The organism is Citrobacter sp. A316, from assembly GCF_002042945.1.
Lineage (GTDB): Bacteria > Pseudomonadota > Gammaproteobacteria > Enterobacterales > Enterobacteriaceae > Citrobacter > Citrobacter portucalensis.
The window spans coordinates 78,379-99,362 of sequence record NZ_MVFZ01000014.1; the positions used below are offsets into that span (position 1 = coordinate 78,379).

Here is a 20,984-nt window from a genome sequence, read left to right on the forward strand (position 1 = left end):
GTATTCGATTCGTCGTTTTGTCTGTGGGCGAGTATAATTCCTCAAGTTAACTTGAGGTAAAGCGATTTATGGAAAAGAAATTACCCCGGATAAAAGCGCTGCTTACGCCTGGTGAAGTCGCTAAGCGTAGCGGCGTGGCGGTATCAACCCTGCATTTCTATGAAAGCAAAGGGTTAATCAGTAGTATGCGCAACAGCGGCAATCAGCGCCGATACAAACGTGATGTGTTGCGTTACGTCGCGATAATCAAGATTGCTCAACGCATCGGGATCCCACTGGCCACGATCGGTGACGCGTTAGGCGTATTACCTGAGGGGCATTCGCTTAGTGCCAAAGAGTGGAAGCAACTCTCTTCGCAATGGCGTGAAGAACTGGACCGACGTATTCATACTTTGGTGGCGCTACGCGATGAGCTGGATGGGTGTATTGGTTGCGGTTGTTTATCGCGCAGCGATTGCCCGTTGCGTAACCCGGGCGATCAGCTTGGCGAGCAGGGGACCGGAGCGCGCCTGCTGGAAGATGATTAATTGGCTTAAAATATATGACGGATATGACGAGTATAAAACTAAAGCGCCACAGAGGGCGCTTTAGTTTGGTTCCGGTCTTTGTCTTTCACTCTATCCCGCTGGTTCACGGGAGGGTTTCCCCCGACATCAACACCCCTCAGTCGAGCACATTAGGGGAGGTTCCGGTCTGTGTTGATAATGTAAGTGTAAGCCACCTCTCTCTATTTGCCAGTGAAATGGTGATTTTTTAGCCAAAAAATTTTCCGCATCTTCACCTGTTTTCTTGCGCGAGTTGCGCGAAATAGACACTCTGATGTTGTAATAACTCCGCGAAATTTGTTGCCAGATTGCGCATTGACGATAACGTTTGCGCATCGACTGGTTATTAATTGTGCGTTATAAGAAGAAATGAGTAAAAAGCGGCAAAGTTCAGTTGAAAAGCTGCGTATGATCGCTGGATAATCGTTTGCTTTTTTTTACCACCCGTTTTTTATGCGCGGAGCTAAACGTTTGCTTTTTTGCGACACCCCTATTGACGCAAACCTGGCACATGGAGAAAACGTTTAGCAGGCAGTGGATTGTCCAGCACGCATAATGACGAAAAAATAAACTCTCAGGGGATGTTTTCTATGTCTACGCCTTCAGCGCGTACCGGCGGTTCACTTGACGCCTGGTTTAAAATTTCGCTTCGCGGCAGTACCGTTCGTCAGGAAGTCGTTGCCGGATTAACGACCTTCCTGGCTATGGTCTACTCCGTTATCGTGGTTCCGGGGATGCTGGGTAAAGCCGGTTTCCCGCCAGCAGCTGTATTTGTGGCGACTTGTCTGGTCGCGGGCGTCGGTTCTATTGTGATGGGCCTGTGGGCAAACCTGCCGCTGGCAATTGGCTGCGCCATTTCTCTGACCGCATTTACCGCATTCAGCCTGGTGCTGGGCCAACATATTAGCGTGCCCGTTGCGCTGGGTGCGGTGTTCCTGATGGGTGTCCTGTTTACCATCATTTCCGCGACCGGTATCCGTAGCTGGATCCTGCGCAATTTGCCGCAGGGCGTTGCGCACGGTACGGGGATTGGTATCGGCCTGTTCCTGCTGCTGATTGCGGCAAACGGTGTTGGTCTGGTGATTAAGAACCCGCTGGACGGTCTGCCGGTTGCGCTGGGCGACTTCGATACCTTCCCAGTGATTATGTCGCTGGTTGGTCTGGCGGTGATTCTTGGCCTCGAAAAACTGAAAGTACCGGGCGGCATCCTGCTGACCATTATCGGTATTTCCGTGATTGGCCTGATTTTTGACCCGGCCGTGCATTTCTCCGGCATTTTTGCCATGCCGTCTCTGAGTGACGAAAACGGCAACTCGCTGATCGGCAGCCTGGATATCATGGGTGCACTGAATCCGATCGTCCTGCCGAGCGTGCTGGCGCTGGTGATGACCGCTGTGTTCGATGCAACCGGAACCATCCGCGCGGTAGCCGGACAGGCGAATCTACTGGATAAAGACGGACAGATTATCGACGGTGGTAAAGCGCTGACCACTGACTCCCTGAGCAGCGTGTTCTCTGGTCTGGTGGGTGCAGCTCCGGCGGCGGTTTACATTGAATCTGCAGCGGGTACGGCGGCAGGTGGTAAAACTGGCCTGACAGCGATCACCGTTGGCGTGTTGTTCCTGCTGATTCTGTTCCTCTCTCCGCTCTCTTATCTTGTTCCTGTGTACGCAACGGCGCCTGCGCTGATGTATGTGGGTCTGTTGATGCTGAGCAACGTTGCGAAAATCGACTTTGCTGACTTTGTCGACGCGATGGCGGGACTGGTTACGGCCGTATTTATCGTGCTGACCTGTAACATCGTTACCGGCATCATGATTGGTTTTGCTACCCTGGTAATTGGACGCATCGTCTCTGGCGAATGGCGCAAACTGAACATCGGCACTGTGGTGATCGCCATCGCGCTGGTGGCCTTCTACGCTGGCGGTTGGGCTATCTGATTCTGCTTTCCTGATGATCCTAAAAACGGGTGGCTTTGGCCGCCCGTTTTCATTTTCAGAACACACTCGTTGTCTTTTGCGTTACTCTCAATTAGATAGAATTGAGGCACGACGCCTCTCATTAGCAATCATAAGAAACATCGCAAACAGGGAACGCATGGAAATCTTTTTCACCATACTCATCATGACCCTTGTGGTCTCGCTGTCGGGGGTATTTACTCGCGTATTGCCCTTCCAACTTCCTTTACCCCTTATGCAGATCGCCATCGGCGCCTTGCTGGCGTGGCCGACGTTTGGTTTGCATGTGGAATTCGATCCTGAGCTGTTTCTGGTCCTGTTCATCCCGCCATTGCTGTTTGCCGATGGCTGGAAGACGCCAACGCGTGAGTTTCTCGAACACGGGCGAGAGATCTTCGGCCTTGCGCTGGCGCTGGTTCTGGTCACGGTGGTCGGCATTGGATTTATGATTTACTGGCTGGTACCGGGGATCCCTCTCATCCCAGCCTTTGCGTTGGCCGCTGTGCTATCGCCAACCGATGCCGTTGCCCTTTCCGGCATTGTGGGAGAGGGACGCATACCGAAGAAAATCATGGGCATCCTGCAGGGCGAAGCGTTGATGAACGACGCCTCCGGTCTGGTCTCTCTGAAGTTTGCCGTCGCTGTGGCGATGGGGACGATGGTATTCACCGTTGGTGGCGCAACGCTTGAGTTCTTCAAGGTAGCGATTGGCGGCATCCTGGCCGGTTTTGTCGTCAGTTGGCTGTACGGGCGCTCCCTGCGCTTCCTCAGCCGCTGGGGTGGCGATGAGCCGGCAACGCAAATCGTCCTGCTGTTCCTGCTGCCATTTGCGTCTTACCTGATTGCGGAACACATCGGCGTTTCCGGTATCCTCGCGGCAGTCGCTGCCGGGATGACGATCACCCGTTCCGGGGTGATGCGCCGCGCGCCGCTGGCGATGCGCTTACGTGCTAACAGTACCTGGGCAATGCTGGAGTTTGTGTTTAACGGCATGGTCTTCTTGCTGTTAGGGCTGCAACTGCCGGGGATTCTGGAGTCTTCTTTGGCGGCGGCAGAGGTCGACCCGAACGTTGAAATCTGGATGCTGTTTACCGATATCGTGCTGATTTACGTGGCGCTGATGTTGGTACGTTTTGGCTGGCTGTGGACCATGAAGAAGTTCAGTCTGCGCTTCCTGAAGAAAAAGCCGATGGAGTTTGGATCCTGGACGACGCGTGAAATCCTGATCGCCTCTTTTGCAGGCGTGCGTGGGGCAATTACCCTCGCCGGTGTGCTCTCCATTCCGCTGTTGTTACCGGACGGTAGCGGCTTCCCCGCGCGATATGAGCTGATCTTCCTTGCCGCTGGTGTGATTCTGTTTTCGCTGTTTGTTGGCGTGGTGATGCTGCCGATTCTGCTACAACATCTGGAAGTGGCTGACCACTCGCAGCAGCAGAAAGAGGAACGAATTGCCCGTGCCGCCACGGCGGAAGTGGCGATTGTCGCCATCCAGAAAATGGAAGAGCGTCTGGCTGCGGACAGCGAAGAGAACATCGACAACCAGTTGCTCACCGAGGTGAGTTCACGCGTGATTGGTAACTTGCGTCGACGCGCCGACGGACGCAACGATGTGGAAAGCTCGATGCAGGAAGAAAACCTCGAACGACGTTTCCGCCTGGCAGCGCTGCGTTCAGAACGCGCGGAGCTTTATCACCTGCGAGCCACACGTGAAATCAGCAATGAAACGCTGCAAAAACTACTGCACGACCTGGATTTGCTGGAAGCGCTGTTGATTGAGAATCAGTAAACGGTAGTGCCTGATGCGCTACGCTTATCAGGCCCACAAGACCGGCCTACCGATGTAGGCCGGATAAGGCGTTAGCCGCATCCGGCGAGGGGTGTGCCTGATGCGCTACGCTTATCAGGCCTACAAGGCCAGCATACCGATGTAGGCCGGATAAGGCGTTAGCCGCATCCGGCGAAGGGTGTGCCTGATGCACTACGCTTATCAGGCCTACAAGACCAGCATATCGATGTAGGCCGGATAAGGCGCTGGCCGCATCCGGCGAAGGGTGTGCCTGATGTACTACGCTTATCAGGCCTACAAGACCAGCATATCGATGTAGGCCGGATAAGGCGTTAGCCGCATCCGGCGAAGGGTGTGCCTGATGCGCTACGCTTATCAGGCCTACAAGACCGGCAATAGCGATGTAGGCCGGATAAGGCGCTGTCCGCATCCGGCGAAGGGTGTGCCAAATGGCGGCAAGAAATTATTCATCGTGTAATTTGCGAGCGACTTTCCTGAACGAATCCATCCCTCTTGTCGATCCCCTCTTTTCTCCATACGGTTGAGGAAAGGGGGGAACATGTCCAACTATCGACGAAATTACATCAATGGGGGAACTTGGTTTTTTACGGTAAATTTGCAGGACCGTCGAAGCCACCTTCTGACTGCCAACATTTACGCGCTTCGGTGTGCAATCGCTGCGGTCAAAAAGATTAGGCCTTTTCGCATCAATGCGTGGGTCGTTTTACCCGAGCATATGCATTGCATATGGACGTTACCTGGCAATGATGCGGATTATTCCTCTCGCTGGCGGGAAATTAAGAAGCATTTCACCCACTCGATGTCTGCGCGACATATCTGGCAATCTCGTTTTTGGGAGCACACCATCCGTGATGAACATGATTATCGCCAGCATGTTGATTATATTTACATAAACCCGGTGAAGCACGGGTGGGTAAAGCAGGTACAGACATGGCCTTTTTCAACATTTCATCGTGATGTGAGGCATGGTTTGTACCCGCAAAATTGGGCAGGTGAAATAATGGATTTTAATGCGGGTGAACGTGCCTGATGCGCTACGCTTATCAGGCCTACAAGACCGGCATACCGATGTAGGCCGCATCCGGCATTTTACGACGCTTGCGGTAGCCAAAACCCTTCACAGCACTTGAGCCACGCCTGGGCGCTGTGCGACAGATACACGCCTTCGCGCCAAATCATGCCCAACTGCCAGCGTAAATCACTCTCCAGAGGGATCCAGCGCAACGTTTGCTTATCCAGCCGCTGGCAAATCGGTTCCGGTAAAATGGCAATCCCGACTCCGGCTTGTACCATTGCCGCCAGAAAATCCCACTGCCCGCTGCGCACCGCGATGCGGGGCTTGACGTTGTGTTGGCTAAACAGCTCAAGCAATTGGCGGCTCAACGCGAAATCTTCGTTGTAGATAAGCAGCGGATGTTCCGCCAGCGCCTCGGGGGGAATGGATTCGCATGTTGTCCACTGACCGGATCGGGGGACCAGTACGCAGAGTGGATGGCTAAAAAGCGGTAAGGTCGCCAGACCGCTCTCTTCTTCAACCGGCAGCGCGGTCATTGCAACATCCAGGTCACCGTTCATCACCGCTTGCTGAACGGTTAAGCCGCCAAATTCAGAGACCTTCAGCTCAACGCCGGGATAGCGCTGGCGAAACAGGCCGATCGGCCCGGCCATCAACATCCCCACCATGGGCGGGATTCCCAGGCGCAGCACGCCCTTGTTGAGGTGATTAATATCACTGAGTTCTGCTTCAAGCTGGCGAAACTCGGCAAGGATCGCCAGGCCGCGTTCGAAAACGACCTGCCCGGTGTCGGTTAACAGCAGTCGCCGACCGTCACGGATTAACAGCGTGCAGTTAAGCTCGTCTTCAAGGTTCTTCAACATCTTGCTGATGGTGGGCTGGGTGACAAAAAGCTTCTCCGCTGCGCGGGTAAAGCTCTGCTGACGAACCACCTCAACAAAATATCGCAGCGTTCTGATATCCATGATTATTCCTTAAGACTATGCCTGCAATGAGTTTAATTCATTTCAGTCCTCGACGGGGGCTCTCTATACTGGCGCTCTCTATTTTTTAAGGACATACCCTCATGGCTGTGGCGATAAGCCGCGTGACGCCTGCCGTTATTCACCGACTCCAGATCCCCGTTCAGGTTCTGTTGTACGCAGGTCTCTTTGTATTTGCTCAATATCTTGTCTCCTGGCTGCATCTGCCGCTTCCTGCCAATCTGGTTGGGATGGTGCTGATGCTGGCGTTAATTGTCTGCCGGGTTATCCCGTTGAACTGGATTCGCGCAGGTGCTCGCTGGTTACTGGCTGAAATGCTGCTGTTTTTTGTCCCGGCGGTGGTCGCCGTTGTGAACTACACGCAGCTGTTGCTGGTTGATGGCTGGCGTATATTTGCCGTCATTGCGATCAGTACGCTGATGGTGCTCGGCGCAACGGCGTGGGTGGTGGATAAAGTGTATCGCTATGAAATGAGCAGGCTAAACCGTGAGTAATTTCCAGCTAAGCGTGTTGTGTCTGGTGATTACGCTGGGTATCTACTTTGCCAATAAGCGCCTGTATCGCCGTTTTCGTAAATTACCCCTGATGCCATTAGTTCTCACCCCGGCCCTGCTGGTGCTGATGCTGGTCTTCGGCCATATCTCCTGGCAAAACTATATTGGTGAATCGCACTGGTTGCTGTGGCTGTTAGGCCCGGCGACCATCGCCTTTGCCGTTCCGGTGTATGACAACCTTGCCGTGATTAAGCGTCACTGGATGTCGCTGACGGCGGGCGTGGTAACGGCAACGCTGGTAGCCGTCACCAGTTCCGTGTGGCTGGCGCGCCTGTTTATGTTGCCTGATGAGATCCAACGCAGTCTGGCGGTGCGCTCCGTCACCACGCCGTTTGCGCTGGCGGCGGCAGAGCCATTGGGCGGGCAGCCGGACCTGGTGGCATTATTCGTGGTGGTGACAGGCGTATTTGGTATGGCGGTCGGCGATGTGCTGTTTTTACGGCTTTCTATTCGTGAAGGGATGGCGAAAGGCGCAGGATTTGGCGCAGCATCGCACGGCGCAGGCACGGCTCGCTCTTATGAACTCGGTCAGCAAGAGGGGGTCGTTGCCAGCCTGGTGATGATGCTTTCCGGCGTGGTGATGGTGCTGGTGGCACCGCTGGTGGCGAGGCTGATGTTCTGAGAAAGGATATAATCCTCCGGCCCGAAAGCCGGAGGAGAAGGGAAGTTAGTGCGCGCGACCTTGTTCTACGCCGTACCCGGTCTGGGAACGGATGAACTGAGCACGGAACTGCTCGCGTTCGCGGTTGCCTTCTTCTGAGTTGTCGGTGGCAGAGAAGAACCAGATCCCGAGGAATGCTACGCTGATGGAGAACAGCGCCGGGTACTCATACGGGAAAATGGCTTTTTCGTGACCGAGGATCTGGACCCAAATCGTTGGGCCAAGAACCATCAGCACCACTGCCGTCAGCAGGCCTAACCAACCACCCAGCATTGCGCCACGCGTGGTCAGTTTTGACCAGTACATGGAGAGCAGAATGATAGGGAAGTTACAGCTGGCCGCGATAGCAAACGCCAGGCCCACCATGAAGGCGATGTTCTGGTTCTCAAACAGCACGCCGAGCAGAATAGCGATCACACCTAACACCAGTACGGTGATCTTCGATACTCGCAGCTCTTCACGTTCAGTTGCGCCTTTACGGAACACGTTGGCATACAGGTCATGAGAAACCGCCGATGCACCCGCCAGCGTCAGGCCGGCAACCACCGCCAGGATGGTGGCAAAGGCCACTGCCGAGATGAAGCCGAGGAACAGGTTACCGCCCACCGCATTTGCCAGGTGAACCGCCGCCATGTTGTTACCGCCAATCAGCGCGCCAGCAGCATCTTTGTACGCCGGATTAGCCCCTACCAGCATGATCGCGCCAAAGCCGATGATAAAGGTCAGGATGTAGAAATAACCCATAAAACCGGTGGCATAGAACACGCTCTTACGCGCTTCACGAGCATCGCTAACCGTGAAGAAGCGCATCAGGATGTGCGGCAAGCCTGCCGTACCAAACATCAGGCCGAGACCTAACGACAGCGCGGATATTGGGTCTTTTACCAACCCGCCCGGGCTCATAATGGCAGAACCTTTCGGGTGTACCGCCATTGCTTCGGTAAACAGATTATTGAAGCTAAAGCCGACGTGCTTCATCACCATAAAGGCCATAAAGCTGGCGCCGAACAGCAGCAATACAGCTTTGATAATCTGTACCCAGGTGGTTGCCAGCATGCCGCCGAACAGCACGTACATCATCATCAGCACGCCAACCAGTACGACAGCGATGTGATAGTTCAGACCAAACAGCAGCTCAATCAGTTTACCTGCGCCGACCATCTGGGCGATCAGATACAGTGCGACCACCACCAGAGATCCACAGGCCGACAGAATACGGATTGGCCCTTGCTTCAGACGATAAGACGCAACGTCTGCAAAGGTGTAACGACCGAGGTTACGTAGACGCTCAGCAATCAGAAACAGGATAATTGGCCAGCCAACCAGGAAGCCGAGTGAATAGATCAGCCCGTCATAACCTGAGGTAAACACCAGCGCGGAAATCCCGAGGAACGATGCCGCAGACATATAGTCGCCCGCAATCGCCAGCCCGTTCTGGAAACCGGTGATGTTACCGCCGGCGGTGTAGTAGTCATTACGCGAACGCACGCGCTTAGACGCCCAGTAGGTAATACCGAGCGTAAAAATGACGAAAATCAGGAACATGATAATCGCCTGCCAGTTGGTTGGCTGGCGCTGGACTGCACCGCTAATAGCATCCGCCGCGTTTGCGGCGAAGGGCAGCGTGGCGGCAAGCGCCGTCAGGACTCTCTTCATGATGCTTTAACCTCGTGCAGAACCGCATTGTTCAGGCGATCGAATTCACCGTTTGCCCGCCAGATGTAGATCCCGGTCAGGATGAAGGAGATGAGGATCACACCGACCCCAATCGGAATACCGCGGGTGACGCTGGTTCCCGCGTGTAGCGGAGTACCCAGCCAGCCCGGCGCAAAGGCAATCAATAAAATAAAGCTGATATAAACTGCCAGCATGATGATGGAAAGAATGGTGGCAAACCGTTGCCGTTTTTCGACTAACTCCCTGAAACGCGCACTGTCTTCTATCCGCTGATAAATATTGTCATTCATCACAGAGCTCTCCAGAGGTCCCCTTCGTCTTTCGCGCAGCAGGCATGACCTGGCTGCTGTCGCAGTCCTGCAACGCGAAATCCTTTGGGGGAGGTTTTTTTATATTTCCCTCCCGGTGAAGAGAGGGTAGGGTCAGATTTGTAGGCCGGATAAGATGCTTTCGCGTCGCCATCCGGCATTTTCAGGACTTTGTTATGATGGCATCGCGATGGCCTGCTTCTCTTCGAGCAGTTTCTCAACGACGCCAGGATCGGCGAGGGTCGAGGTATCGCCCAGATTGCTGGTATCGCCCGCCGCGATTTTACGCAGGATACGGCGCATGATTTTGCCGGAGCGGGTTTTCGGCAGTGAGTCGGTCCAGTGCAGCACGTCTGGCGTTGCCAGCGGGCCAATTTCTTTACGCACCCAGTTGCGAACCTCGGCGTACAACTCAGGTGACGGCTCTTCGCCGTGATTCAGCGTGACGTAGGCGTAGATCGCCTGACCTTTAATGTTATGCGGGATACCGACCACTGCGGCTTCAGCAATCTTCGGATGCGATACCAGCGCTGATTCGATTTCAGCCGTTCCCAGACGGTGGCCGGAGACGTTCAGCACATCGTCCACACGTCCGGTGATCCAGTAATAGCCATCTTCGTCACGGCGCGCGCCGTCACCGCTGAAGTACATATTCTTGAAGGTAGAGAAGTAGGTTTGCTCAAAGCGTTCATGATCGCCAAACAGGGTTCTCGCCTGGCCTGGCCATGAGTCGGTAATCACCAGGTTGCCTTCGGTCGCGCCTTCCAGCGGATTACCTTCGTTATCGACAATCGCAGGTTGTACGCCAAAGAACGGACGGGTTGCAGAACCGGCTTTCAGCTCGGTAGCGCCCGGCAGTGGGGTGATCATGAATCCCCCGGTTTCGGTCTGCCACCAGGTATCGACGACCGGGCATTTTTCGTTGCCGATCTTCTTCCAGTACCACTCCCACGCTTCCGGGTTGATCGGCTCGCCAACGGAACCCAGGATACGCAGCGACGAACGGTCAGTACCTTCAATCGCTTTGTCGCCTTCTGCCATCAGTGCGCGAATGGCGGTCGGTGCGGTATACAGAATATTGACCTGGTGCTTGTCCACAACCTGCGACATACGCGCCGGGGTAGGCCAGTTTGGCACGCCTTCGAACATCAGCGTGGTTGCGCCGCAGGCCAGCGGACCGTACAGCAGGTAGCTGTGTCCGGTTACCCAACCCACGTCAGCGGTACACCAATAGATATCGCCCTGATGGTAATCAAACACGTACTTAAAGGTGGTTGCGGCGTAGACCAGATACCCGCCGGTAGTGTGCAACACACCTTTCGGCTTGCCGGTTGAACCGGAGGTATACAGGATAAACAGTGGATCTTCCGCGTTCATCTCTTCCGGTTGGTGTTCTGAGCTGGCCTTCTCGATAAGATCGGACCACCACAGGTCACGGCCTTCCTGCCACTCCGTTTTACCTCCGGTACGTTTGAGGACGACCACATGTTCAACGGTTTTCACGTTTGGGTTTTTCAGCGCATCATCCACGTTCTTTTTCAGTGGGATAGCGCGCCCGGCGCGTACGCCTTCGTCGGCGGTGATCACCAGGCGTGAATTGGAGTCGATAATACGTCCGGCGACGGCTTCCGGTGAGAAACCGCCGAAGATGACAGAATGCACTGCCCCAATGCGGGCACAGGCCAGCATGGCAACCGCAGCTTCTGGCACCATCGGCATATAAATGGCCACTACGTCACCTTTTTTAATGCCTAAATCCAGTAGCGTATTGGCGAAACGGCAGACATCGCGATGCAACTCGCGATAGGTAATGTTTTTGCTTTGGGTAGCGTCATCGCCTTCCCAGATGATGGCGGTACGATCGCCATTTGCCTGCAGGTGACGGTCAAGGCAGTTTGCGGCCAGGTTCAGGGTGCCGTCTTCGTACCATTTAATAGACACGTTGCCTGGTGCGAAGGAGGTGTTCTTCACCTGGCTGTACGGCTTGATCCAATCAAGAATCTTTCCCTGCTCGCCCCAAAATGTGTCGGGTTCGTTAACGGATTGCTGGTATTTCTCTGCGTACTGCTCCGGATTTATCAGGCAACGATCCGCAATGTTTGCGGGAATAGCGTGTTTATGTATTTGGCTCATGGCTTTTGTTCTCCTTGTAGGATGTTAATAATATGTCTCATAAACGTTAAATGTAGGGGCTTTGAGAGTTTTGTTTAGTATTTGCGCGGCAGATCACGCAATAAACGAATTGTGCAAATTAGCGACAAACTGAATTTTGAAGGGAACTAGCAAAAATTGATTAAATCTCGCGATAACATGCAGTTATCTAAAGGATTGTTGAAAAGGTGATCTGTCTCTGAATTAGACCAAAGAGTGAGAGGTTAGAGGGGTGTTATAACTCTAAAGTGGTATTTTACATACACTTACAATTGATTAAAAACAACATTTTCAGTGTGGTTTCTTGTTACAAATAGGGTGGAGCAATGTCATGACAGTATTCGTGTGGTTGCTGTTGTGGAAAACAATAAAAGAACCGCCATTGCAGATAATGGCGTCATCTGGATGAGACCCCTATGGCAAGGATAAAATCACGCGTACGCCGTTTCTTCAGCCTGTTATTACCTTTATTATTTATTTCTGCTGTTCACGCTGAACAAACTTCTGTACCTGCAAAAACCGTCACCGTTGAAGCGAAGAATGAAACCTTCGCGCCTCAGCATCCCGATCAATATCTCTCCTGGAAAGCCACGTCTGAGCAATCAGCCCGTGAAGATGCGCTGGCAGAAGATCCGCGTCTGGTGATCCTGTGGGCGGGATACCCATTCTCGCGCGATTACAACAAACCGCGGGGACACGCGTATGCCGTGACCGATGTCCGTGAAACCTTACGCACAGGCGCACCAAAAACGGCAGAAGATGGTCCGTTGCCGATGGCCTGCTGGAGCTGTAAAAGCCCGGACGTAGCGCGTCTTATCCAGAAAGATGGTGAAGATGGCTACTTCCACGGTAAATGGGCGCGCGGCGGTCCGGAAATTGTTAACAACCTCGGTTGTGCGGATTGTCATAATACCGCGTCACCAGACTTCGCCAAAGGCAAGCCAGAACTGACCCTGTCGCGTCCTTATGCAGAACGCGCGATGGAAGCCATCGGTAAACCGTTTGAGAAAGCCGGTCGCTTTGACCAGCAATCCATGGTCTGTGGCCAGTGCCACGTGGAATACTACTTCGACGGTAAAAACAAAGCCGTTAAGTTCCCGTGGGACGACGGCATGAAAGTCGAGAACATGGAGAAATACTACGACAACATTGCTTTCTCTGACTGGACCAACTCCCTGTCTAAAACGCCGATGCTGAAAGCGCAGCACCCGGAGTATGAAACCTGGAGTGCGGGCATTCACGGCAAGAACAACGTGACCTGTATCGACTGCCACATGCCGAAAGTGCAAAACGCGGAAGGCAAGATCTACACCGACCATAAGATTGGTAACCCGTTCGATAACTTCCCTCAGACCTGCGCGAACTGCCACACCCAGGACAAAGCGTCCCTGCAAAAAGTGGTCGCCGAGCGTAAACAGGCCATTCATGACCTGAAAATCAAGGTTGAAGATCAGCTGGTTCATGCGCACTTCGAAGCGAAAGCCGCATGGGATGCTGGCGCGACTGAAGCGGAAATGAAGCCGATTCTGGAAGATATCCGTCACGCACAATGGCGCTGGGACCTGTCTATCGCCTCACACGGTATTCATATGCACGCCCCGGAAGAAGGTCTGCGGATGCTGGGTAGCGCAATGGATAAAGCCGCCGACGCGCGTACCAAACTGGTCCGTCTGCTGGCGACCAAAGGCATCACGCATGAAATTCCGTTGCCGGATATCTCGACCAAAGAGAAAGCCCAGGCGGCGATTGGTCTGAACATGCAGCAAATCAATGCTGAGAAGCAGGACTTCATCAAAACGGTGATTCCGCAGTGGGAAGAACAGGCACGTAAAAACGGTCTGTTAAGCCAATAACCCCATTCCGCCCCGCAAGGGGCGGATAACTCAACGGAGTGAATATGAGCGTATTACGTTCGTTATTAACTGCTGGGGTGCTGGCGTCAGGCTTGTTATGGAGCCTGAGTGGAATCACTGCCACGCCAACGCCGCAGGAGTCGGATCAACGCTGGACGGTTACCCAACAGCGTAATCCGGATGCCGCCTGTCTGGACTGTCACAAGCCGGATACCGAAGGCATGCATGGTAAGCATGCGGAAGTCATCAACCCGAATAACAAACTGCCGGTCACCTGCACCAACTGTCACGGCCAGCCGTCACCTAACCACCGTGAAGGGGTGAAAGATGTGATGCGCTTTAATGAGCCGATGTACAACGTGGAGCAGCAGAACAGCGTCTGTATGTCCTGTCATCTGCCTGAGCAGCTGCAAAAAGCGTTCTGGCCGCACGATGTCCACGTAACCAAAGTGGCGTGTGCCAGCTGTCACTCACTGCATCCGAAGCAAGACACGATGCAGACGCTGAGCGATAAAGGACGGATCAAGATTTGCGTCGATTGCCACAGCGATCAGCGTAACAATCCGAACTTTAACCCGGCGTCGGTACCGTTGCTTAAGGAGCATCCATGAGTTGCTCTCGTCGCCAGTTTATCACCGGCGTCGGCGCGCTGGTGGCAGTGAGCGGGACGGCGGGGCGCGTTGTGGCGAAGACGCTGAACATCAACGGCGTGCGTTACGGTATGGTACATGATGAGTCATTATGCATCGGCTGTACGGCCTGCATGGATGCTTGTCGCGAAGTCAACAACGTGCCGGAAGGCGTATCGCGTCTGACGATTATTCGCAGTGAGCCGCAAGGAACGTTTCCTGATGTGAAGTATCGCTTCTTCCGTCACTCGTGCCAGCACTGCGACCACGCTCCCTGCGTCGACGTCTGCCCGACGGGGGCATCGTATCGCGATGCCGCCAGCGGCATTGTGGATGTGAACCCGGACCTTTGCGTTGGCTGCCAGTACTGCATCGCCGCGTGTCCTTATCGCGTGCGCTTTATCCATCCGGTGAGCAAAACGGCGGATAAATGCGATTTCTGCCGGAAAACCAACCTGAAAGCGGGTAAACAGCCCGCCTGCGTTGAGTCATGCCCGACGAAGGCGCTGACGTTTGGTAATCTGGACGATCCTAACAGCGATATCTCCCGTTTGTTGCAGCAGAAAACGACCTACCGTTACAAGCTGGCGTTGGGTACAAAACCGAAGGTCTACCGCGTTCCCTTTAAATTTGGGGAGGTGAGCCAATGACATCCGCTTCTGCATTTCATTTTGAATCCCTGGTGTGGGACTGGCCCATTGCCATCTATCTGTTCCTGATTGGCATCTCAGCAGGACTGGTTACGCTGGCAATTCTGCTGCGTCGTTTCCATCCGGAGGCGGGCGGTTCGGACAGCACGCTGCTGCGCACTACGCTGGTGTTAGGGCCAGGGGCAATTATCCTCGGTCTGTTAATTCTGGTGTTCCACCTGACGCGTCCATGGACTTTCTGGAAACTGATGTTCCACTACAGCTTCACTTCGGTGATGTCGATGGGGGTCATGCTGTTCCAGTTGTACATGGTGGTGCTGGTGCTGTGGCTGGCAAAAATCTTTGAAAAAGAGGTGATTGCTCTGCAACAGCGCTGGCTGCCGCGGTTAGGTATCGTGCAGAAAGTGCTAACGCTGATCGCGCCGTTCCATCGTGCGCTTGAGACGTTAATGCTGGTGCTGGCGGTCCTGCTCGGGGCGTACACCGGCTTCCTGCTGTCGGCGCTGAAATCCTACCCGTTCCTGAATAACCCGATCCTGCCGGTGCTGTTCCTGTTCTCCGGGATCTCCTCCGGGGCAGCGGTGGCGCTGATCGCCATGGCGTTACGCCATCGTAGCAACCCGCACAGCACCGAAGCGCACTTTGTGCATCGCATGGAAGTCCCGGTGGTGTGGCTGGAGATCTTCCTGCTGGCGGCGTTCTTCGTCGGTCTGGCGCTGGGCGATGACGGCAAAATGCGCGCGCTGGCGGCGGCACTGGGCGGCGGTTTCTGGACCTGGTGGTTCTGGCTTGGCGTGGCTGGGCTTGGGCTGATACTACCGATGCTGCTAAAACCCTGGGCCAACCGCAGTTCGACGTTTCATGGCGTGCTGGCAGTCTGCGGCGCCAGCCTGACCGGCGTACTGCTGCTGCGCTTTTTTATACTCTATGCGGGTCAGCTAACCGTTGCGTAAGGTGATATCTGGACGTTCTCCTTCCTGAAGCCGGTTTTCTGGCGCTGTTATTAAGCCTCGGGGTCAACGTGTTGACCCCGCTTGCCGTGTTGGTGGGTGTCCGCCAGCGCTGGCAAGGGGTGATGCGCCTGGCAAGCGTGGGTGTGTGGGCGCAATTTGCCCTGCTGCTGCTGGCTTTTGTCATTCTGGTATTCTGCTTTTTGACCAGCGATTTTTCGGTGGTCTACGTTGCTCAACACAGCTATAGCCTGCTGCCGTGGGGATTAAAACTGGCGGCGGTGTGGGGCGGTCATGAAGGATCGCTGCTGCTGTGGGTGCTGTTTCTTTCCGGCTGGAGCGCGCTGTTTGCTCTTCGCTATCGGCGTGATACCGACGCGCTGTTTCCGCTGACGCTCAGCGTCCTTTCAATGATAACGGCCCTGCTGCTGCTGTTTGTGGTGGTATGGTCCGATCCGTTCGCGCGTATCTTCCCGCCAGCCATTGAAGGGCGCGACCTTAACCCGATGCTGCAACATCTCGGGTTAATCCTCCATCCACCGCTACTGTATCTGGGTTACGGTGGTTTGATGGTGGCGGCAGGCGTGGCGCTGGCCTCGCTGCTGCGCGGTGACTTTAATGCGCAAGGTGCCTGGGTGTGCTGGCGCTGGGCGCTGCCCGGCTGGTGCGCGCTGACGCTGGGGATTATCCTCGGCTCCTGGTGGGCCTATTGCGAGCTGGGCTGGGGCGGCTGGTGGTTCTGGGACCCGGTTGAAAATGCCTCCTTATTACCCTGGCTTTCCGCCAGCGCGTTGCTGCATAGCCTGTATATCACGCGCCAGCGCGGAATCTTCCGCCACTGGTCGCTGCTGCTGGCGATCGTCACGCTGATTTTATCGCTGCTGGGGACGCTGATTGTGCGTTCCGGCATACTCGTTTCGGTACACGCTTTTGCGCTGGATAACGTCCGCGCCGCGCCGCTGTTTGCGCTGTTTACCGTGTTGAGTCTGGCGTCACTCGGGCTATACGCCTGGCGGGGCCAGCAAGTCCGGCAGAATGCGCGTTTTGGCGGTTGGTCACGCGAGATGCTGATTCTGGTTGCGCTGCTGCTTTTTAGTGCGGTGCTGCTGATTGTGTTGATTGGCACGCTCTACCCGATGATTTACGGGCTGTTCGGCTGGGGACGGCTCTCCGTGGGCGCACCGTACTTTAACCGCGCTACGCTGCCTTTTGGCCTGCTGATGCTGCTGGTTATCGTGCTGGCAACGGTCAGAAGCCGTAAAGTGTCTTTCCGCATCCAGCTTCCGGCACTGTTGGCACATGCCGGGGTGCTGGTCTTTGCGGCGGGGATCGTCTTTTCCAGCGGTAGCCGTCAGGAGATAAGCCTGAACCTGAGCCCTGGGCAGCAGGTTGAACTGGCGGGTTACATTTTCCGTTTTGAGCGTCTCGACCTGGAAGCCAAAGGTAACTACACCAGTGAAAAAGCGCAGATCACGCTGTGGCACAATGAGAAACGTATTGGCAGCCTGCAACCTGAAAGGCGCTTCTATGCCGCGCGTCGTCAACAGATGATGGAACCGGGTATCCGCTGGAACCTGATGCATGACTGGTACGCGGTAATCGGCGAAAAAACCGGACCAGACCGTTATGCCATGCGCTTGTACGTGCAGACCGGCGTGCGCTGGATTTGGGGTGGGGGACTGTTAATGGTCTTTGGCGCGCTGCTGAGCGGATGGCGAGGGAGAAAGCGCGATGCGTAAATTAATTACAACGTTGCCGGATGGCGGCGTAAACGCCTTATACGGCCTACAGGGGGCGCGAACCATAGGCCAGATAAGCGCAGCGCCATCCGGCAAAAAGTTTTTACTCTTAACGCTCGTCCTGTTTTTCATCACTTTCGCTACACATGCCCAGGTTGTGGACACATGGACGTTTGCCAACCCGCAACAGCAGGAACAAGCGTTGTCTATTGCCAGCCAACTGCGCTGTCCACAGTGTCAAAACCAAAACTTGCTTGAATCCAATGCGCCGGTAGCGGTCAGTATGCGCCATCAGGTTTATAGCATGGTGGCAGAAGGGAAAAGCGAAGCCGAGATAACGACGTGGATGACCGAGCGTTATGGTGATTTCGTGCGCTACAATCCGCCGTTGAATGAGCAAACGTTGCTGCTGTGGGCGTTGCCGTGCCTGTTGTTATTGCTGGTTGGTGTGGTGGTCTGGCGAGTGAGAAGACGTCAGCATACGGAGGAAGGTGAACAATGAGCCAGTGCGAACCGCCGTTACGCCCAATGCCTGTGAAGCGACTGACTGCTGCGGCGGTGCTGATGGTTGTGGCCTGCATTGGAGGCTACCTGTTGACGCCAAAATGGCAGGCGGTTCGTCAGGAGCAGACGCGACTGGCGGACCCTTTACATGCTTTCTCTGATGAAAATATTCAGGAAAAACAGTTGCTTTTGCTGCAATCGCAGATTCGCGCCAATCCACAGGACAGCGTGAAATGGGCGCAACTCGGGGAGTACTATCTTTGGCAAAACGCGTATCATAATGCGCTGCTGGCCTACGAGCAGGCGCTGCGTGTCGGCGGTGAAAATGCTGAGATCTATTCAGCGATGGCAACGGTATTGTATTACCAGGCCGGGCAACATATGACGCCGCCCACTCGCGAGATGATTGATAAGGCTCTGGCGCTGGACCCGGCAGAAGTCACCGCGCTGATGCTGTTAGCCTCAGATGCGTTTATGCAGGCAGACTACGCCCAGGCTATTTCAGTGTGGCAAAAGGTTATGGATTTAAACTCGCCGAGAGTGAACCGGGCACAGCTCATTGACTCTATTAATATGGCGAAGTTGTTGCAGAATCGGCAAAAATAAATTTGTTTTTTTTGTGATTTGTATCATTTTGCCTGTTTAAAAAACAGGCAAACGAACAAGTGGGCAAAAAAAACTCACGTCATGACTTCTTCATTTTTGAACATATTAAAATTCTTTTATAACAAAAAGTTATTCATCATTATCGCGACAAAATTGCATTTTTATGCATAAATTCAGCCAAAAGCCCTGTTCTTAGAGGGTTGCGCGGAATGCCATGCAGATGATAATGATAATAAGCGTTAAAAAACTCCATAAACGAACGCAACACAAATCATACCCTTTCAGTATGTACTATTCCCACACACCGCATGTGGAATAGCGCTCCATCGAGGAAGTCCGTTGTTATGAAAAATTTGAAAGTCAGCCTGGCATGGCAGATTCTAATCGCCATGGTGCTGGGTATTCTGCTAGGGAGTTACCTGCATTACCATAGTGACAGCCGTGAATGGCTGGTTGTAAACCTGCTGTCACCGGCGGGCGATATCTTTATCCATCTGATCAAAATGATCGTTGTGCCCATTGTCATCTCTACGCTTGTTGTCGGTATCGCCGGAGTTGGTGATGCAAAACAGCTGGGCCGCATTGGCGCCAAAACTATTCTCTATTTCGAAGTGATCACCACCGTGGCGATTATCCTTGGGATCACGCTGGCGAATGTGTTCCAGCCGGGTTCCGGGATTGATATGTCGCAACTGGCGACCGTGGATATTTCGAAATATCAAAGCACGACTGCAGAAGTACAAAGCCACGCGCATGGTCTGATGGGCACCATTTTGTCACTGGTGCCGACCAATATCGTCGCCTCGATGGCAAAAGGCGATATGCTGCCGATTATCTTCTTCTCGGTGTTGTTCGGTTTAGGTTTGTCTTCCCTGCCAGCCACTCACCGCGAGCCGCTGGTTACCGTGTTCCGCTCTATTTCCGAAACCATGTTTAAAGTGACCCACATGGTTATGCGCTACGCGCCAGTCGGTGTTTTCGCGCTGATTGCCGTTACCGTTGCGAACTTCGGTTTTGCCTCCCTGTGGCCGCTGGCGAAGCTGGTGCTGTTGGTGCACTTTGCCATCCTGTTCTTCGCGCTGGTGGTGCTGGGGATTGTCGCGCGTATCTGTGGTTTGAGCATCTGGATCCTGATCCGCATTCTGAAAGACGAGCTGATTCTGGCTTACTCGACCGCCAGCTCCGAGAGCGTACTGCCGCGTATTATCGAGAAGATGGAAGCCTATGGCGCACCGGCTTCAATCACCAGCTTTGTGGTGCCGACCGGTTACTCATTCAACCTTGATGGTTCAACGCTGTACCAGAGTATTGCCGCTATCTTTATCGCGCAGCTGTACGGTATCGACCTGTCGCTGTGGCAGGAAATCGTGCTGGTGTTGACGCTGATGGTGACCTCGAAAGGGATTGCTGGCGTGCCGGGCGTATCATTCGTGGTGCTGCTGGCAACGCTGGGCAGCGTGGGGATCCCGCTGGAAGGCCTGGCGTTTATTGCCGGTGTTGACCGTATCCTCGACATGGCGCGTACTGCGCTGAACGTGGTGGGTAACGCGCTGGCGGTGCTGGTTATCGCCAAGTGGGAACACAAATTTGACCGCAAAAAAGCGCTGGCCTATGAGCGCGAAGTATTGGGTAAATTTGATAAGACCGCGCAGTAATCAATGACCGATTGCCGGATGGCGCTACGTTCATCCGGCAATGCAAACCATTATCCGTTGGTTAACTTATCAAACTCTTCGCAGCCGGTATCGAATCCTTCCGTACAGCTCAGATTCAGCCAGTGCAGTGCCTTCTGTTTATTCTTCACGATAAAACCCTGCTCACCGTTTAAGAACATCATCCCGGCCCAGTATTCGGAATAACCGGTGCGGGAAATGGCTGAGCTACGTTTGAAATACCACGTCGCTTTCTCATCGTCTGCGGGAATACCCACGCCGTTGGCGTAAATCAGCCCAAGCAGCATTTGCGCGTCGACGGCGGAGTCGTTTTCCAGGTTCTCGGAGGCGTTTTGCAGCAAGGTAATGGCTTTGGGGTAATCGGTGTGTCCAGCCTGAGTGTTGACCAGAATACGCGCCAGCGTAATTTCCCCGGTCTTACTGCCTGCCTGGGTCGCTTTTTCCGCCAGCGTTTTGGCCTCGGGGTAATCCAGACTGACCGGATTGGTAATCTTAATCTGTGCCAGCAATGCGTAAGCATCGGCATCACCATTGTCGGCGGCTTTTTGCGCCCAATATTCCGCTTTACCCAAATCGCCTGAGCTAAACCAGGTATCAGCGAGGAAATATTGTGCGCGTCGGTCTCCGGACTCGGCGGCTTTTAAAAACTGACTACCGGGCTCTTCGGCATGGACAAAGCATGTCATTAACACCATCAAGGCGAAAAGTCGTTTCATCTTAT

The 20,984-nt window shown here is 54.2% G+C and carries 18 protein-coding genes and 1 pseudogene; 13 read left to right on the forward strand and 6 right to left on the reverse strand.

Translation table 11 applies throughout. From position 1 onward, the window contains the following. The first annotated feature begins 68 nt into the window (after positions 1–68). The 3 genes from soxR (at position 69) to BZK41_RS17350 (ending at position 4,289) form a co-directional block, all read left to right on the forward strand. Entirely contained in the window at positions 69–527 is a 459-nt protein-coding gene (gene soxR / locus BZK41_RS17335; RefSeq protein ID WP_003826630.1) for a redox-sensitive transcriptional activator SoxR, read from the forward strand. 608 nt (positions 528–1,135) lie between these two features. After that, the gene (gene ghxP, locus BZK41_RS17340; protein ID WP_079938972.1) at positions 1,136–2,485 is read left to right on the forward strand and encodes a guanine/hypoxanthine transporter GhxP; all 1,350 of its coding nucleotides are present in this window, start codon (positions 1,136–1,138) and stop codon (positions 2,483–2,485) included. Between the two features lie 157 nt (positions 2,486–2,642). Continuing rightward, a complete protein-coding gene (locus BZK41_RS17350; protein ID WP_079938973.1) occupies positions 2,643–4,289 on the forward strand; it encodes a Na+/H+ antiporter in 1,647 nt (548 codons plus the stop codon). A 46-nt stretch (positions 4,290–4,335) separates the two neighbouring features. Here BZK41_RS17350 and BZK41_RS26980 read toward each other — a convergent pair whose 3' ends face one another. Then, positions 4,336–4,719: a hypothetical protein gene (locus BZK41_RS26980; RefSeq protein ID WP_139762617.1), complete on the reverse strand. Its 384-nt coding sequence runs from the start codon at positions 4,717–4,719 to the stop codon at positions 4,336–4,338. A 129-nt stretch (positions 4,720–4,848) separates the two neighbouring features. Here BZK41_RS26980 and BZK41_RS17355 point away from each other — a divergent pair, with 129 nt between their 5' ends. Beyond that, positions 4,849–5,340 carry a hypothetical protein gene (locus BZK41_RS17355; RefSeq protein ID WP_079938974.1) on the forward strand — a complete coding sequence of 164 codons (492 nt, stop codon included), beginning with the start codon at positions 4,849–4,851 and terminating at the stop codon, positions 5,338–5,340. 59 nt (positions 5,341–5,399) lie between these two features. On the opposite strand, the gene BZK41_RS17360 is transcribed toward BZK41_RS17355, so the two are convergent. Then, positions 5,400–6,290 (reverse strand): LysR family transcriptional regulator, encoded by an 891-nt coding sequence (locus BZK41_RS17360; RefSeq protein ID WP_003826636.1) that lies wholly within the window; start codon positions 6,288–6,290, stop codon positions 5,400–5,402. Positions 6,291–6,391: 101 nt separating this feature from the next. On the opposite strand from BZK41_RS17360, the gene BZK41_RS17365 reads away from it, so the two are divergent. Together BZK41_RS17365 and BZK41_RS17370 are read left to right on the forward strand one after the other, a co-directional pair. Continuing rightward, complete coding sequence (locus BZK41_RS17365; protein ID WP_003031742.1) at positions 6,392–6,802, forward strand: CidA/LrgA family protein; 411 nt, start codon at positions 6,392–6,394, stop codon at positions 6,800–6,802. After that, positions 6,795–7,484 carry an LrgB family protein gene (locus BZK41_RS17370; RefSeq protein ID WP_003031745.1) on the forward strand — a complete coding sequence of 230 codons (690 nt, stop codon included), beginning with the start codon at positions 6,795–6,797 and terminating at the stop codon, positions 7,482–7,484. Before BZK41_RS17365 ends, BZK41_RS17370 begins: the two co-directional genes overlap by 8 nt. 45 nt (positions 7,485–7,529) lie before the next feature. Here the strand turns inward: BZK41_RS17370 and actP are convergent, their stop codons facing one another. The 3 genes from actP to acs all read right to left on the reverse strand — a co-directional run bounded on the left by actP (position 7,530) and on the right by acs (position 11,641). Further along, entirely contained in the window at positions 7,530–9,179 is a 1,650-nt protein-coding gene (actP, locus tag BZK41_RS17375; RefSeq protein ID WP_003826641.1) for a cation/acetate symporter ActP, read from the reverse strand. Continuing rightward, positions 9,176–9,490 (reverse strand): DUF485 domain-containing protein, encoded by a 315-nt coding sequence (locus tag BZK41_RS17380; protein ID WP_006688274.1) that lies wholly within the window; start codon positions 9,488–9,490, stop codon positions 9,176–9,178. The genes actP and BZK41_RS17380 overlap by 4 nt, the downstream gene beginning before the upstream one ends. 192 nt (positions 9,491–9,682) lie before the next feature. After that, the gene (gene acs / locus BZK41_RS17385) at positions 9,683–11,641 is read right to left on the reverse strand and encodes an acetate--CoA ligase (protein WP_003826645.1); all 1,959 of its coding nucleotides are present in this window, start codon (positions 11,639–11,641) and stop codon (positions 9,683–9,685) included. 434 nt (positions 11,642–12,075) lie between these two features. On the opposite strand from acs, the gene nrfA reads away from it, so the two are divergent. From nrfA to gltP, 7 genes and pseudogenes are all read left to right on the forward strand, one after another. Next, on the forward strand, positions 12,076–13,512 hold the full coding sequence (gene nrfA, locus BZK41_RS17395; protein ID WP_048227482.1) for an ammonia-forming nitrite reductase cytochrome c552 subunit: 1,437 nt from the start codon (positions 12,076–12,078) through the stop codon (positions 13,510–13,512). A gap of 44 nt (positions 13,513–13,556) precedes the next feature. Beyond that, positions 13,557–14,123, forward strand: coding sequence for a cytochrome c nitrite reductase pentaheme subunit (gene nrfB, locus BZK41_RS17400; protein WP_043018095.1), 567 nt, complete (start codon positions 13,557–13,559; stop codon positions 14,121–14,123). Then, positions 14,120–14,791 carry a cytochrome c nitrite reductase Fe-S protein gene (nrfC, locus tag BZK41_RS17405; protein WP_003031761.1) on the forward strand — a complete coding sequence of 224 codons (672 nt, stop codon included), beginning with the start codon at positions 14,120–14,122 and terminating at the stop codon, positions 14,789–14,791. The genes nrfB and nrfC overlap by 4 nt, the downstream gene beginning before the upstream one ends. Then, the gene (nrfD, locus tag BZK41_RS17410; RefSeq protein WP_032942109.1) at positions 14,788–15,744 is read left to right on the forward strand and encodes a cytochrome c nitrite reductase subunit NrfD; all 957 of its coding nucleotides are present in this window, start codon (positions 14,788–14,790) and stop codon (positions 15,742–15,744) included. Before nrfC ends, nrfD begins: the two co-directional genes overlap by 4 nt. A gap of 8 nt (positions 15,745–15,752) precedes the next feature. Beyond that, positions 15,753–17,982: pseudogene (nrfF, locus tag BZK41_RS17415) on the forward strand (heme lyase NrfEFG subunit NrfF). Then, entirely contained in the window at positions 17,979–18,590 is a 612-nt protein-coding gene (nrfG, locus tag BZK41_RS17425; RefSeq protein WP_079938977.1) for a heme lyase NrfEFG subunit NrfG, read from the forward strand. The pseudogene nrfF and the gene nrfG overlap by 4 nt, the downstream one beginning before the upstream one ends. 344 nt (positions 18,591–18,934) lie before the next feature. Continuing rightward, on the forward strand, positions 18,935–20,245 hold the full coding sequence (gene gltP / locus BZK41_RS17430; RefSeq protein WP_079938978.1) for a glutamate/aspartate:proton symporter GltP: 1,311 nt from the start codon (positions 18,935–18,937) through the stop codon (positions 20,243–20,245). 50 nt (positions 20,246–20,295) lie between these two features. Here the strand turns inward: gltP and yjcO are convergent, their stop codons facing one another. Next, positions 20,296–20,979: a Sel1 family TPR-like repeat protein YjcO gene (gene yjcO / locus BZK41_RS17435; RefSeq protein ID WP_079938979.1), complete on the reverse strand. Its 684-nt coding sequence runs from the start codon at positions 20,977–20,979 to the stop codon at positions 20,296–20,298. Positions 20,980–20,984 lie beyond the last annotated feature (5 nt).

Bases quoted from the DNA above. Each gene is read 5' to 3' on its own strand.
- soxR (WP_003826630.1), top strand. From the start codon at position 69: ATGGAAAAGAAATTACCCCGGATAAAAGCGCTGCTTACGCCTGGTGAA.
- ghxP (WP_079938972.1), top strand. From the start codon at position 1,136: ATGTCTACGCCTTCAGCGCGTACCGGCGGTTCACTTGACGCCTGGTTT.
- BZK41_RS17350 (WP_079938973.1), top strand. From the start codon at position 2,643: ATGGAAATCTTTTTCACCATACTCATCATGACCCTTGTGGTCTCGCTG.
- BZK41_RS26980 (WP_139762617.1), bottom strand. From the start codon at position 4,719: ATGCGGACAGCGCCTTATCCGGCCTACATCGCTATTGCCGGTCTTGTA.
- BZK41_RS17355 (WP_079938974.1), top strand. From the start codon at position 4,849: ATGTCCAACTATCGACGAAATTACATCAATGGGGGAACTTGGTTTTTT.
- BZK41_RS17360 (WP_003826636.1), bottom strand. From the start codon at position 6,290: ATGGATATCAGAACGCTGCGATATTTTGTTGAGGTGGTTCGTCAGCAG.
- BZK41_RS17365 (WP_003031742.1), top strand. From the start codon at position 6,392: ATGGCTGTGGCGATAAGCCGCGTGACGCCTGCCGTTATTCACCGACTC.
- actP (WP_003826641.1), bottom strand. From the start codon at position 9,179: ATGAAGAGAGTCCTGACGGCGCTTGCCGCCACGCTGCCCTTCGCCGCA.
- BZK41_RS17380 (WP_006688274.1), bottom strand. From the start codon at position 9,490: ATGAATGACAATATTTATCAGCGGATAGAAGACAGTGCGCGTTTCAGG.
- acs (WP_003826645.1), bottom strand. From the start codon at position 11,641: ATGAGCCAAATACATAAACACGCTATTCCCGCAAACATTGCGGATCGT.
- nrfA (WP_048227482.1), top strand. From the start codon at position 12,076: ATGGCAAGGATAAAATCACGCGTACGCCGTTTCTTCAGCCTGTTATTA.
- nrfB (WP_043018095.1), top strand. From the start codon at position 13,557: ATGAGCGTATTACGTTCGTTATTAACTGCTGGGGTGCTGGCGTCAGGC.
- nrfC (WP_003031761.1), top strand. From the start codon at position 14,120: ATGAGTTGCTCTCGTCGCCAGTTTATCACCGGCGTCGGCGCGCTGGTG.
- nrfD (WP_032942109.1), top strand. From the start codon at position 14,788: ATGACATCCGCTTCTGCATTTCATTTTGAATCCCTGGTGTGGGACTGG.
- nrfG (WP_079938977.1), top strand. From the start codon at position 17,979: ATGAGCCAGTGCGAACCGCCGTTACGCCCAATGCCTGTGAAGCGACTG.
- gltP (WP_079938978.1), top strand. From the start codon at position 18,935: ATGAAAAATTTGAAAGTCAGCCTGGCATGGCAGATTCTAATCGCCATG.
- yjcO (WP_079938979.1), bottom strand. From the start codon at position 20,979: ATGAAACGACTTTTCGCCTTGATGGTGTTAATGACATGCTTTGTCCAT.